A 12,869-nucleotide genomic window follows, 5' to 3' on the forward strand; every position below is an offset into this window, starting at 1 on the left:
GGCGCGACGCCCTTGAACCATTCGTCAGTCGCGGTCTCGCCGGCATCGCGCTTTTTCTTCTCGGTGCGGAGCGAGGCGATGATGGCCTTCACCATCGCCTTCATCGTCGCCCCGTTATCGGCGGTCTCGGTGAAGAGCGGGCGGATCGAGATGCGCTTGTTGTCGGCCTTGTCCCACAGGATCGTATCCACGTTCGAATTGGGATGGGCGCCATGGGTGTTCATGTAGTCGTTGCGGAGGATGCTGACGTAGCGGTCGGCGACGACCGAGCGGATCTCATATTTGCGCTCGAAATCCCAGCCGCCGTCCTTGAAGAACTGCGGATCGGCTTTGCGCGAGGCGGCCGCTTCGGCGGCGTTCTTGTCGAGCCATTTCTTGCCCTCGGCCAGGCAATCCGCCGCCAGCGCCGCATCCGCCTTGATCTTGTCGTCGAGGAACACGCGGGCCTCGATGCTCTTGGTCTTGATGACGGCGTCTGGCTTGGGGTCGGCGGCGTGGGCGGGACCGAACAATGCGCTGCAAACTGCGGCAGCAGCGAGCGCGCGCATGAACGTGGGCGCGAAAAACATCACGCAAATTCCTTCTTGTCGGGAAGTAGACGGCGAAGCTATTCCGCCGCCTCGCTATGCCCGAGCCGCGCATTCAGCTTGCGGATCAGCTCCTCGGCGGCGTCCGCAATCACGGTGCCCGGCGGGAAGATCGCTTCGGCGCCGGCGGCATAGAGCGCGTCGTAGTCCTGCGGCGGCACCACGCCGCCGACGATGATCATGATGTCGTCGCGGCCCTGCTTCTTCAGCGCGGCCTTCAGCTCCGGCACGGCGGTGAGATGGGCCGCGGCGAGCGAGGAAACGCCAAGGATGTGCACGTCGTTCTCGACGGCCTGTCGCGCGGCCTCGTCGGCGGTCGCAAACAGCGGCCCGATGTCGACGTCGAAGCCGATGTCTGCGAATGCCGACGCGATCACCTTCTGGCCGCGGTCGTGGCCGTCCTGGCCGATCTTGGCGACGAGGATGCGCGGACGGCGACCCTCGGCTTCCTCGAAGGCATCGATCAGCGCCTGAACCTTCTCGACCTGATTGCCCATGCTGGACGCCTCCCGCTTGTAGACGCCGGTGATGGATTTGATCTCGGCGCGGTGCCGGCCGAACACCTTCTCCATCGCGTCCGAAATCTCGCCGACGGTTGCTTTCGCTCGCGCCGCGTCGATCGCGAGCGCCAGCAGATTGCCGTTGCCTTCGCCGGCCGAGCGCGTGATCGCAGCGAGGGCGGCATCGACGTCGTTCTGGTTGCGCTCGGACTTCAGCCGCGTCAGCTTGTCGATCTGCAGCCGACGAACATTGGTGTTGTCGACCTTCAGAATTTCGATTTTGTCCTCGTCGGTGGGCTTGTACTTGTTGACGCCGATCACCGCCTGCTTGCCGGCGTCGATCCGGGCCTGCGTCTTGGCCGAGGCTTCCTCGATGCGCAGCTTCGGCAGGCCGGCCTCGATCGCCTTCGCCATGCCGCCGAGTTCCTCGACCTCCTGGATGTGGCCCCACGCTTTCGCCGCGAGGTCGCGCGTGAGACGCTCGACATAATAGGAGCCGCCCCAGGGGTCGATGATGCGGGTGGTGCCGCTCTCCTGCTGCAGGAACAGCTGGGTGTTGCGGGCGATGCGCGCCGAGAAATCGGTCGGCAGCGCCAGCGCTTCGTCGAGCGCGTTGGTGTGCAGCGACTGGGTGTGGCCTTGTGTCGCCGCCATCGCCTCCACCGTCGTGCGCATCACGTTGTTGAAGACGTCCTGCGCTGTCAGCGACCAGCCCGAGGTCTGGGAATGCGTGCGCAGCGACAGTGAGCGCGGGTCCTTCGGGTTGAACGGCTTCAGAAGCTTTGCCCAGAGCAGGCGCGCGGCGCGCAGCTTGGCGACTTCCATGAAGAAGTTCATGCCGATCGCCCAGAAGAACGACAGCCGCGGCGCGAAGCGGTCGACATCCAGGCCCGCGGCAAGGCCGGCGCGCAGATATTCGACGCCGTCGGCGAGCGTATAGGCGAGCTCGAGGTCCTGCGTCGCGCCGGCCTCCTGCATGTGATAGCCGGAGATCGAGATCGAATTGTATTTCGGCATCTTCTGCGAGGTGTAGGCGAAGATGTCCGAGATGATCCGCATCGAGGGCGCGGGCGGGTAGATGTAGGTGTTGCGCACCATGAACTCTTTCAGAATGTCGTTCTGAATGGTGCCTGAGAGCTTTTCCGGCGGCACGCCCTGTTCCTCGGCGGCCGCGACGTAGAGCGCGAGGATCGGCAGCACCGCGCCGTTCATGGTCATGGACACGCTCATCCGGTCGAGCGGAATCCCCGCGAACAGCGTGCGCATGTCGTAGATGGAATCGATGGCGACGCCGGCCATGCCGACATCGCCGCCGACGCGCGGATGGTCGCTGTCATAGCCGCGATGGGTGGCGAGATCGAAGGCCACCGAGAGGCCCTTCTGTCCGGCCGCCAGGTTGCGGCGGTAGAACGCGTTGGAATCCTCCGCCGTGGAGAAGCCGGCATACTGCCGGACCGTCCAGGGCTGGTTGACATACATGGTCGGGTAGGGCCCGCGCAGGAACGGCGCGATGCCCGGATAGGTCTCGAGGAAATCGAGCCCGGCGAGATCGGCCTCGCCATAAGCGGGCTTCACTAAGATGCCCTCGGGCGTCAGCCACGGTTCGGCGCTGCCTGACGGCGCGGCGGTCGTGGCGCGCTCGAAGGCGACATCAGCGAAATTGGGAATGCGGCTCATGTTTCAACCATATCCTAGGCGCTCAATCGTGATCCGGATGCTGATGGCTGACGATGGTCGCCATCTTCTCCGGTCCGTAATTCTGTTGCGTGGTCTGGCTCGGCAAATTGGCGATGCCGACCACCCAGCCGAGACGGGATTCGGTGCCGAACTGTCGCGTCGGAATGATCTGGTCAGGACGGTCGAAGGCGCCGGTCATGATCTCGATCCGGTCGCCGCCGATGCGGCCGAAGCTAAGCGGCGTGCCGCAGCCGGCGCAAAAGCCGCGTTCGGCGATCGACGAGGAGCGGAAGAACGACGGCTGCCCCTTGGTCCAGGCAAAGTCCGTCTTGTTGATGTCGGCAAAGGAAGCGAACGGCGCGCCGGCCGCCTTCTGGCACATGCGGCAGTGGCAGATCGAAATCCTGGTTGGCGCCGTCGTGACGCCAAAGCGCACGGCCCCGCATTGGCAGCCGCCGCTGAGAACTGGTTTGCCTGGTTCGGTCATTTCTGCTCCATCCGTCGATAGGCGTCTTGCAATGTCGCAAGCGCATCGCCTCCGGCGAAGACAAAACCCGTGACGCCGGCGGCCCGCAGCGCCGCCTCGGTCTCGCTCGGGCGGCCTGCCAGATAGATATGTCCCCCGCCGGCCGTTTGCAGGGCCTTCGCTGCAGCTTCGGCGTGTTCCGCATAGACCTTGTCACTGGAACAAAGACAGGCAAGCTCGGCGCCCGAAGTCTTGAAGGCGGCGGCGAGCTTGGCCGGATCGGCAAAGCCCTCGCTGTCGACAGCCTGGATGCCGCCGGCCTCGAAGAAGCTCTTGGCGAAAGTCGCGCGCGCCGTGAAATCGGCGGCCGTGCCGAGATTGGCCAGGAACACTTTTGGCCGCGCACCACGCGACTTGAGTGCTGCATCCGACTTGTCGCGCAGCGCCTCGAACGGTTCCGCCAGCCGGATCGGCGGCAGCGCATCGAACTTGTATTTCTGTTCCCCGTAAGGCGCGAGCGCAACCGGCGTTGCCTTCAGCACCGTGGCTTCGCTCTCGTGCAGGTTCGGAAACTCGCTGGCGCCGGTCAGCACGTCGCGGCGCTTTGCGATGTTAGCGTCACGCGCTTTTCGCGCGGCCGCGACCTTGCTCTGGAATACGCCTTGCTGAAGCGTGGCGAAGGCGCCGCCGGCTGTCTCGCTCTCCTGGAACAGCGCCCAGGCCGCCTCGCAAAGCTGCGCGCTCAGCGTCTCGATGCCGCCTGCGCCGGCGGCGGGATCAGAGACCTTGGCGAGGTTGCTCTCTTCCAGCAGCAGGGCTTGCGTGTTGCGCGCCACGCGGCGTGCGAACGGGTCGGGCAGGCCGAGCGCCAGCGTGTGCGGCAGCACGGTGATCGCGTTGGCACCGGCAAGCCCTGCCGCGAATGTCGCGATGGTCGCCCGCAGCATGTTCACATAGGGATCGCGCTGCGTCAGCATGCGCCAGGCCGTATCGGCGGCGATGAACAATGGCTTGGGCGTCAGCCCGCACGCTGTTTCGATACGCGCCCACAACAGCCGCAGCGCGCGGAATTTGGCCATGGTCAAAAACTGGTCGGCATCCGCGGCAAGCCGCGCATAGACCATGCCTTGCGCGGCGTCCAGCGGAATGCCGGCGCCTTCGATCGCGCGGAGATAAGCGACGCCGCAGGCGAGCACGAAGGCGAGCTCCTGCACCTCGGAGCCGCCGGCATCGTGGATCACGCGTCCGTCGGCGGACGCGAACGGTCCCTTGAAGCCGAGCCCGGCGAGGCCCTTGATCGCGCCGGTGACGGCGGGAGCGATCTCCTCCCAGGTATAGGGGCTGTGGCCCCACACCGCGCCGGCCGCGAGCGGATCGAGGCCGAAGCGAATGTTGCAGGCGGCGGGATCGAGGCCATTGCTCTTCACATATTCCGCGACGTGGATCGCGGCCATCCGCGATTGCGGACCGATCTCGAGATCGAGGCCGATGCCGGCATCGAGATGGATGTCCTTCAACACCTTTGCTACGGCCTCGGCCGACGGTTCCAGACCGAAACCGCGAGCACCATTGGCGCCGGCGAACACCAGCGCGAGCCCCGTCGCGCCGTTCTCCAGGTCCTGCAAAGCCTGCGCATTCGCGAGCGCCGCATCGGGATGGTCGATCCGCTGCACGATTTGCCAGGGCGCCGCCGCCGGCCGTCCCATCACGGGCGCAACGCCCTTGGCGCGCGGATAGAGCGGTTCGATCTTGATTCCGTCGTAGGTCTTGCCGACCAGCTTCTCGAACGGCGCGCCCTTCAGCACGCCGTCGACCAGCTTGCGCCAGTCCTCGACGCTCGCCTTGGGAAAATCGGCCGCCAGCGGCAGGTCGTCGGTCACGGAGGTCATGCGGCCAAGGGCTCCCAAACGTATCGTTATTCGCAGGCGAAATTGCCACGGCGGGCCGCCCCTGCAAACGGTTGTTTTTGGTTAACCGGTATCCGGAAGCCGCTCAATGCCTTGCGTCGAGACGCTGGCGAGCCCGTCACGCACTGGAATGCCCGAGATCACGCGGTCCGGCGCGATTTCGGCCAGCGGTACCAGCACGAAAGCGCGCTCGAACAGGCGCGGATGCGGCAGGGTCAGATCCGGCTTCTGCAAGCTGACATCGTCATAGGCGATCATGTCGAGATCGACCGTGCGCGGGCCCCAGCGCCGCTCCTTGTCCCGCGTGCGGCCGAATTTCTGCTCGACCTTCTGCAGCACGAACAGCAGAGCGTGCGGATCGAGGCCGGTCTCGATCTCGATGCAGGCATTGATGAAGGGAGCCTGCTCCTCGTCGCCCCACGGCGGCGTCGCATAATCCGAGGATCGCGCGATTAGCGCAGCTTGCGCCATGCCGCAGATATGGGCGATCGCCTTGGCGAATGTCGCGCGGACATCGCCGACATTGCCGCCGAGTGCGATCAGCACGCTTGCCATCAGGGGTGCCGCGAGCGCGTCAGCATGATGCCGACGTCGTCGAAGATCGCGGCGATCGGCGCATGCGGCTTGTGCACGGTGATCTTCACGGCGCGGATGCGCGGGAAGTGCGACAGGATGGCGTCGGCCACCGCGCCGGCCGCGCGCTCCAGGAGCTTGTAATTGGTATTCTTGAACGCCGCCGTCGTCGTCGCCACGACGTCGGCGTAGGACACCGTGTCGGCGAGCCGGTCGCTGCGCGAGGGCTCCGACAGGTCGGTATAGAGTTCGAGATCGATGACGAAGCGCTGGCCGACTTCGGTCTCGTGATCCATCACGCCGTGGCGGGCGTGGATCGACAGGCCGGTGACGAAGATCGTATCGGTCATTGCTTGCCCTCGATTGCGTTCGCTACCCGCAGCGCCTGCAGGGTCTCGGCGACGTCATGAGTCCGGATGATCTTCGCGCCGCGTTGCGCGGCGATCAGATGCGCGGCGATCGAGCCGGCGAGCCGCTCCTTCGGCTCCGACGGCGACACCGAGGCGATGAAGCGTTTGCGCGAGGCACCGACGAGGATCGGCAGGCCGAACATCTCGAATTCGCGCAAGCGTGCCAGCGCGGTCATGCTCTGCTCGGCGGTCTTGCCGAAGCCGATGCCGGGATCGAGCACGATTTTTTCGCGCGCGATGCCGGCCTTTGCGGCGATGTCCAGCGAGCGCAGGAAGAACGTCTTCATGTCCGTGATGATGTCGATGGCGGGATCGGCGTCGTCGCGGTTGTGCATGACGATGACGGGAACGCCTCTTGCGGCCACCAGCGGCGCCATCGCGGCGTCGCGTTGCAGACCCCAGACGTCATTGGCGATCGCCGCGCCCTGGTCGAGCGCATAGGCCACCACCTCCGCCTTCATGCTGTCGATCGACACGGGCACGCCGAGGGCCACGACGCCCGCCAGCACCGGCTTGAGCCGGGCCAGCTCGCTTTCCGCCGTGACGGCCTTCGCACCCTTGTAGGGCCGGGTGGACTCGGCGCCGATATCGATGATGTCGACGCCATCCGCGATCATCGCCCGCGCCCGCGCGAGCGCCTGCTCGGGCCCGATGAACTCGCCGCCGTCGGAGAAGGAATCCGGGGTGATGTTGAGCACGCCCATCACCGCCGGGATCGGTCGTTCCAGCAGTTTCCGCAGCGCATCTGGCCCGGCCGAGCCGGCCGGCGGGACGGATGGGGAGGGCGAGGCATTCATGTGGGTGGCTTTGCGCGGTCGGCGAGGGGGAGTCAAGGCGGGATGGCGGTGTCGGCGGGCGGCATCGATATTGTGGCACTCTCGCGCATCACCCCAGCTGTCGTCCCGGCGAACGCCGGGACCCATACCCCCAGGGTAAAGTTTGGCGAAGACTCGTAGTCCGGTACTGCCACCGTCTGTGACCGATAGATTCCGCGGTATGGGTCCCGGCGTTCGCCGGGACGACACCGAAAAGGTGGCGCGGGAATCCGTTCTCGAAAGACCCCTAATACGTGATCTTCGGCGGCAGCTTCTTCGCCTTGGCGATGATGTCGCCGACCGACTTCTCCGAAGGCAGGATGCGCAGCAGCTTCTTCTTCTCGTTGGCGTCGCGCATGCTCTGGGCGAGCCTTGCCGGATTCCGATAGGCGAGCTCGCGCACGGTGGTGACGCCGGCGGCGCGGACCAGGCCGACCTTGGCCCGGCCCATGCCGGGGATACGCATGTAGTCGGAGACGTTGGCCCATTCCAGCAGCAGCTGCTCGCTGATGCCGGTCTTGGCGGAAAGCGCTTTGCGGCCCTTCACCGTGCCGGCCGCCTCGAGCAGCCCGTCGGTGGTGCGGATACCTTGCGCCTTCAACTTGTTGGCGGCAAAGACCGACAGGCCCTCAATCTCGGAGATCGGATATGTCATGATACTCGATATGAATTGCCAAAGCTTCAGGCGAACTGGCTGAGGCCTGGCGTCCCCGCAACGATCTTGCCCATCTGATCTGCTCCGATTTTGTCTCGGCCGAAGCGGAAAAGTTCACGGGCGACGTTTTGAATTTCGGACATGCCGAGCCCCAGGCCCATCAGGCGCGTGCCGACCGCCATCAAGCCGCCGCCCATCAGCCGCGACAGTCCGCCGCCGCTCCTGGATGCCTCGATCGCGGCTTCCGCTCCAGGGATCTGGTCGATCAGGGCCTGCACGCTATCGGAAGGACCCTCGTTGCGGAGGAAGCCCAGGATAATGCCGACGCTCTTTTCAGCGACAGCACTATCTATGCTGGCGTTTGTCGCCAGCCGCCCGATCAGCTCGTCCATAAGGCCCGCCCCTCAGCCGGTTTGCTTGCCGGAGTATTTCTTTCGAAAATGATCTTGAGCCGGTGTGATGTGAAATTCAAGCGATGAACGCACGCGCCGTGGCGATTCACCTTCGAACGCGCGAAAGGTGTTGCAGCGGTGCAAGAGCGGAGATGGAATCGGCGAAAAATTGCCGCGTTGCGAACAGCTCGTTCCTACTTTCGGCTGATACCGTCCGTCTGTTTCCGACAATGTCGCATGCTTGGAGCGCGTTGAACCGTTTTAATCGGTGCGCGACATGCGTTAAACTACGGAACTGGAGCATTCGAGTTTCGGTACGCGAAACCCGGCAAGAAGAGATCAGAGAGAATAATGACCGCACAGGACAGCAAGCTCGGCGATACCGACGACAAGATCTTCGTCGGCAAGGGAGAGGAGCAGGCCTGGCTGACGCTGGCGCTCGCCAATCGCCACGGCCTCGTCACAGGTGCAACCGGAACCGGTAAGACTGTGACGCTGCAGGTGATGGCGGAAGGATTTGCGCGCGCCGGTGTTCCGGTCTTCGCCGCCGACATCAAGGGCGACCTCTCCGGCATCTCCGAGGTCGGCGAAGCCAAAGACTTCATCGTCAAGCGCGCCTCCGGAATGGGGCTGAATTTCCAGCCCGATCAGTTCTCGACGGTGTTCTGGGACGTGTTCGGCGAGCAGGGCCATCCGGTGCGCGCGACCGTCACGGAAATGGGGCCGCTTCTGCTCGCACGCATGCTCGACCTCAACGACGTGCAGGAAGGCGTGCTCAACGTTGCCTTCCGCGTCGCCGACGACGCCGGGCTGACCCTGATCGACATGAAGGATCTGCGCGCGCTGCTCGATGCCATCGTGCCCGATAGCGGGAAGAAGGGGGCGGACGCGGAGGAGGATCCGCTCGCAGCCATCCGCAAGGCCGCGCAGGGGTTCGGCAACGTCACCAAGGCCACCGTCGGCACCATCCAGCGCCAGCTGCTGGTGCTGGAGAACCAGGGCGGCACCAAATTCTTCGGCGAGCCGGCGCTGACGCTGAAGGACTTCATGAAGACCGACCGCGACGGCCGCGGCATGGTCAACATTCTGGTGGCCGACAAGCTGCTCCAGAACCCCAGGCTTTACGCGACATTCCTGCTGTGGATGTTGTCGGAGCTTTTCGAGGAGCTGCCCGAGGCCGGCGATCTGCCCAAGCCGAAGCTCGTGTTCTTCTTCGACGAGGCGCATCTGCTGTTCAACGATGCGCCCAAGGCGCTGATGGACAAGATCGAGCAGGTGGTCCGCCTGATCCGCTCCAAGGGCGTCGGCGTCTACTTCGTGACGCAAAACCCGGTCGACGTCCCCGACCGCGTGCTCGGACAGCTCGGCAACCGGGTGCAGCACGCACTGCGCGCCTTCACCCCGCGGGACCAGAAGGCGGTCGCCGCTGCGGCCCAGACCTTCCGGCCCAACCCGAAGCTCGACACTGCCAAGGTGATCATGGAGCTCGGCAAGGGCGAGGCGCTGGTGTCCTTCCTCGAGGGCAACGGCACGCCGGCGATGGTGGAGCGGGTGATGATCCGGCCGCCGTCGGCTCGCATCGGGCCGATCACGCCGGACGAGCGCAAGGCGATCATGGCTGCGAGCCCGGTGAAGGGCAAATACGACACCGCCGTCGACGAAGAATCCGCCTACGAGATGATCCAGAAGCGCATTGCCGGCACGGCGGCCACCGCGGACGGCCCGGCTGGCGGAAATGGCGGCGGCCTTCTCGGCCAGATCGGCTCGATCGTCGGCACCATCTTCGGCACCAACGTCAAGCGCGGCCGCCTGTCGACCGGCCAGGTCATTGCGCGGGACGTGACGCGATCGGTCACCAACCAGGTGATCGGCGGGATGGCCGCCAATATCGGCAAGTCGGTCGGTGGCCAGCTCGGCGGCTCGATCGGCCGTACGCTGGTTCGCGGCGCGCTCGGCGGATTGCTGCGGCGGTAGGCAGGCCGCTTTGGGCAATTCCGCTTGCCGTTGCCCGAGGCCACCACCGGTACAATTTCAGGTGAGGGGCTCTCCAAGCCTGCGCCGGTCTGCTACGTCCTGTTCGCCGCCGCACAGGACCACTCCGTGACCCCGCCCGCCCCGTTAGCCAAGCCTGACGCGCCCCGACACCTGTCGCTGCGCGCGCCGCTGGATCTGCTGTTTCTGTTCTGCTGCGTCCTGCTCGCCGCCGACGTGCTCGTTCCCGAGATCTTCGGCAGCGGCAAGACCAAGGATTACCCGCTGTGGCTGTGGGCCGGGCAGCAGGTCCTGCAGGGTGAGCCACTCTATCCCGCCACGGCCGTCGAGTACTTCGAGTTCATCTATCCGCCGTTGCCGGCGATCCTGCTGGCGATCCCGAGCTGGTTCGGCAAGATCCCGCTCTATGTCGTCCTGTCGATCCTGAACGCCGTAGCGTGGTGGTACACCGGGACGTTCTCCCAGGTCATGGCCGGCTCGGGGCGCAGCCCCGGCCGCTGGCTGGAGGCGCTGCCCGCCGTCGTCACCGTGCCCTTCGTGTTCGACATGTTCGACCTCGGCCAGCCGAACCTCGTCCTGCTGGCCATGATGCTCTACGGTTTCTGGAGCTTGCGGCACCAACGTCCCTGGCTTGCGGGCTTCATGTTCGCGCTCGCCGCTGCCATCAAGGTGTTTCCGATCGCGGTCCTGCCGTATCTGGTCTGGCGGCGGAAATGGGCGGCGGCCGCCGCCACGGTCGCCTTCACCGGCATCCTTCTCTATGTGGTGCCGGCGCCGATCCGCGGCTTCGAGCGCAACGCGGCCGAGCTTGCGACCTGGTATCAGGGCATGGTCGGAACGAGCTCGGAAAAGGGCTTTGGCCAGCGTGACGAGCAGAACTGGTCGTGGGTCAACCAGTCCCTCATCGCCGTCACGCACCGCCTGGTCCGTCCGATCAACTTCAATCTGGAGGATCCCGGCAAGCCGCCGCGCACGATGAACATCATCGACGTCGACTACAGGACGGCGAACTGGATCGTGCTGGTGCTGTCGGCCTTGCTCGGGCTCGGCTTCGTCGCGATCATGCCGCAGCAAGCACGGCGAACGGCGCGCTCGGATGCGGAGGAGCTCGCCATCCTGTTCTGCCTGATCACGGTGGCCTCGCCTTTGGCACGGCAATACTACTTCATGTGGCTGTTCTTCCCGATGACGGTGCTGATGCATCGCGCCGCCTTCGACGAGCGGGCGAATGTGCGTCTCGGAACCTGGCTCGCGCTCGGCGCGGCCGGCATTCTCATGCTGCTGGCGCTGCCGTGGTTTCCAACTGTCCTCCAGGCCTGGGGCAACAATCTCCTCGCGACCGCCGTACTTGCAGGTAGTCTTGCATGGCACATCCGGCATCCGCCCGTTGCGGCTGGCTCCGAGCCTGCGACGGCGCTAAAACCCGGTACCTCTTGAGACTCGAATGTCAGGACCCACAACCATGGCCAATGCGCAGCTTCAATCCGTGCTCGACCACATCGACAAGGATTTCGACAACAGCCTGGAGCGCCTGTTCGCGCTGCTCCGGATCAAGTCGATCTCCGCCGATCCGGCCTTCGCCGGGGATTGCAAGGCGGCGGCCGAGCATCTCGCCAAGGACATCGCGAGCCTCGGCGTCGCCACTGAAGTGAGGCCGACGGCCGGGCATCCCGCCATCGTCGGCAAGACCGGTGCCGGTGGACGGCCGCATGTGATCTTTTACGGCCATTACGACGTGCAGCCGGTCGACCCGCTCGATCTCTGGCACCGTCCGCCGTTCGAGCCCGTCGTCACCGATCATGCCGACGGCCGCAAGATCATCGTCGCGCGCGGCGCCGAGGACGACAAGGGCCAGGTGATGACCTTCGTCGAAGCCTGCCGCGCCTGGAAGAAGGTGACGGGCTCGCTGCCGGTCGACATCACCTTCCTGATCGAAGGCGAGGAGGAGGTCGGCTCGAAGAATTTCGTGCCCTTCATTGAGGCCAACAAGGACGAGTTCAAGGCCGACTACGTGCTGGTCTGCGACACCGGCATGTGGGACCGCAACACGCCGGCGATCACGACCTCGCTGCGCGGCCTGCTCTACGAAGAGCTGAAGATCACCGCCGCCAATCGCGATTTGCATTCCGGCGTGTTCGGCGGCAGCGCGATGAACCCGATCCGGGTGCTCACCAAAATTCTGGGCGGCCTGTTCGACGACGACAACCGCATCACCATTCCCGGCTTCTACGACGGCGTGAAGGACCTGCCGCCCGATATCCTGGAGCAGTGGAAGAAGCTCAATCTGACGCCGGAGATGTTCCTCAAGCCGATCGGCCTGTCGATCCCCGCTGGCGAGAAGGGACGCCTGCTGATCGAGCAGGCCTCATCGCGCCCGACCTGCGACGTCAACGGCATCTGGGGCGGCTATATCGGCGAGGGCTCCAAGACGGTGATCCCGTCGCATGCTTCGGCCAAGGTCTCGTTCCGCCTGGTCGAGGGGCAGGACCCGCAAAAGATCCGCAAGGCGTTCCGCGACTACGTGACGGCGCGCATTCCCGGCGACTGCAAGGTCGAGTTCGGCGACCATTCCGCCGCGCCCGCTGTCGCGCTCGACTGGAACATGAAGCCGCTCGCCGCCGCCAGCAAGGCGCTGACGGAGGAATGGGGCAAGGAGACCGTGCTGATGGGCTCCGGCGCCTCGATCCCGATCGTCGCCGACTTCAAGCGCACGCTTGGCCTCGACTCGCTGCTGGTCGGATTCGGATTGGACGACGACAACATCCATTCGCCGAACGAGAAGTACGATCTTCGCAGCTTCCAGAAGGGCATCCGCTCCTGGGCCCGCATCCTCGCGGCGCTGGCGGAGGTGAAGTAGGGCACGGGGCCGTAGGGAGCTGCATTAGGGTGGGCAAA

12 protein-coding genes are annotated in these 12,869 nt (G+C 65.2%); 3 read left to right on the forward strand and 9 right to left on the reverse strand.

Going from position 1 to position 12,869, the window contains the following annotated elements:
- The 9 genes from IC66_RS0112305 to IC66_RS0112345 all read right to left on the reverse strand — a co-directional run.
- Nucleotides 1-569: hypothetical protein (locus IC66_RS0112305; protein WP_440588117.1), on the reverse strand; the 569-nt coding region annotated here is incomplete at its 3' end.
- Between the two features lie 38 nt (nt 570-607).
- Nucleotides 608-2,764: a methylmalonyl-CoA mutase gene (gene scpA, locus IC66_RS0112310; RefSeq protein ID WP_038947823.1), complete on the reverse strand. Its 2,157-nt coding sequence runs from the start codon at nt 2,762-2,764 to the stop codon at nt 608-610.
- A gap of 22 nt (nt 2,765-2,786) precedes the next feature.
- Entirely contained in the window at nt 2,787-3,251 is a 465-nt protein-coding gene (locus IC66_RS0112315) for a GFA family protein (protein WP_028142936.1), read from the reverse strand.
- Nucleotides 3,248-5,119, reverse strand: coding sequence for a methylmalonyl-CoA mutase family protein (locus IC66_RS0112320; RefSeq protein ID WP_038947824.1), 1,872 nt, complete (start codon nt 5,117-5,119; stop codon nt 3,248-3,250). The genes IC66_RS0112315 and IC66_RS0112320 overlap by 4 nt, the downstream gene beginning before the upstream one ends.
- 81 nt (nt 5,120-5,200) lie before the next feature.
- Nucleotides 5,201-5,692 carry a 2-amino-4-hydroxy-6-hydroxymethyldihydropteridine diphosphokinase gene (gene folK / locus IC66_RS0112325; RefSeq protein ID WP_028142938.1) on the reverse strand — a complete coding sequence of 164 codons (492 nt, stop codon included), beginning with the start codon at nt 5,690-5,692 and terminating at the stop codon, nt 5,201-5,203.
- Nucleotides 5,692-6,060, reverse strand: a complete 369-nt coding sequence (gene folB / locus IC66_RS0112330) for a dihydroneopterin aldolase (RefSeq protein WP_027533885.1) — start codon at nt 6,058-6,060, stop codon at nt 5,692-5,694. The genes folK and folB overlap by 1 nt, the downstream gene beginning before the upstream one ends.
- Complete coding sequence (folP, locus tag IC66_RS0112335) at nt 6,057-6,917, reverse strand: dihydropteroate synthase (protein WP_028142939.1); 861 nt, start codon at nt 6,915-6,917, stop codon at nt 6,057-6,059. Before folP ends, folB begins: the two co-directional genes overlap by 4 nt.
- 265 nt (nt 6,918-7,182) lie before the next feature.
- Nucleotides 7,183-7,590, reverse strand: coding sequence for a DUF4332 domain-containing protein (locus tag IC66_RS0112340; protein ID WP_028142940.1), 408 nt, complete (start codon nt 7,588-7,590; stop codon nt 7,183-7,185).
- A gap of 26 nt (nt 7,591-7,616) precedes the next feature.
- Nucleotides 7,617-7,982, reverse strand: a complete 366-nt coding sequence (locus tag IC66_RS0112345) for a hypothetical protein (protein WP_018315753.1) — start codon at nt 7,980-7,982, stop codon at nt 7,617-7,619.
- Nucleotides 7,983-8,333: 351 nt separating this feature from the next.
- On the opposite strand from IC66_RS0112345, the gene IC66_RS0112350 reads away from it, so the two are divergent.
- The 3 genes from IC66_RS0112350 to IC66_RS0112360 all read left to right on the forward strand — a co-directional run bounded on the left by IC66_RS0112350 (nt 8,334) and on the right by IC66_RS0112360 (nt 12,831).
- On the forward strand, nt 8,334-9,956 hold the full coding sequence (locus tag IC66_RS0112350; RefSeq protein WP_028142941.1) for a helicase HerA-like domain-containing protein: 1,623 nt from the start codon (nt 8,334-8,336) through the stop codon (nt 9,954-9,956).
- 126 nt (nt 9,957-10,082) lie between these two features.
- Nucleotides 10,083-11,411, forward strand: coding sequence for a glycosyltransferase family 87 protein (locus tag IC66_RS0112355; RefSeq protein WP_028142942.1), 1,329 nt, complete (start codon nt 10,083-10,085; stop codon nt 11,409-11,411).
- A 25-nt stretch (nt 11,412-11,436) separates the two neighbouring features.
- Entirely contained in the window at nt 11,437-12,831 is a 1,395-nt protein-coding gene (locus tag IC66_RS0112360; protein ID WP_028142943.1) for a M20/M25/M40 family metallo-hydrolase, read from the forward strand.
- Nucleotides 12,832-12,869 lie beyond the last annotated feature (38 nt).

Source organism: Bradyrhizobium genomosp. III (genome assembly GCF_000261705.1).
In the GTDB taxonomy this organism is placed as follows: Bacteria; Pseudomonadota; Alphaproteobacteria; order Rhizobiales; family Xanthobacteraceae; genus Bradyrhizobium; species Bradyrhizobium ottawaense.

Bases quoted from the DNA above. Each gene is read 5' to 3' on its own strand.
- scpA (WP_038947823.1), bottom strand. From the start codon at position 2,764: ATGAGCCGCATTCCCAATTTCGCTGATGTCGCCTTCGAGCGCGCCACG.
- IC66_RS0112315 (WP_028142936.1), bottom strand. From the start codon at position 3,251: ATGACCGAACCAGGCAAACCAGTTCTCAGCGGCGGCTGCCAATGCGGG.
- IC66_RS0112320 (WP_038947824.1), bottom strand. From the start codon at position 5,119: ATGACCTCCGTGACCGACGACCTGCCGCTGGCGGCCGATTTTCCCAAG.
- folK (WP_028142938.1), bottom strand. From the start codon at position 5,692: ATGGCAAGCGTGCTGATCGCACTCGGCGGCAATGTCGGCGATGTCCGC.
- folB (WP_027533885.1), bottom strand. From the start codon at position 6,060: ATGACCGATACGATCTTCGTCACCGGCCTGTCGATCCACGCCCGCCAC.
- folP (WP_028142939.1), bottom strand. From the start codon at position 6,917: ATGAATGCCTCGCCCTCCCCATCCGTCCCGCCGGCCGGCTCGGCCGGG.
- IC66_RS0112340 (WP_028142940.1), bottom strand. From the start codon at position 7,590: ATGACATATCCGATCTCCGAGATTGAGGGCCTGTCGGTCTTTGCCGCC.
- IC66_RS0112345 (WP_018315753.1), bottom strand. From the start codon at position 7,982: ATGGACGAGCTGATCGGGCGGCTGGCGACAAACGCCAGCATAGATAGT.
- IC66_RS0112350 (WP_028142941.1), top strand. From the start codon at position 8,334: ATGACCGCACAGGACAGCAAGCTCGGCGATACCGACGACAAGATCTTC.
- IC66_RS0112360 (WP_028142943.1), top strand. From the start codon at position 11,437: ATGGCCAATGCGCAGCTTCAATCCGTGCTCGACCACATCGACAAGGAT.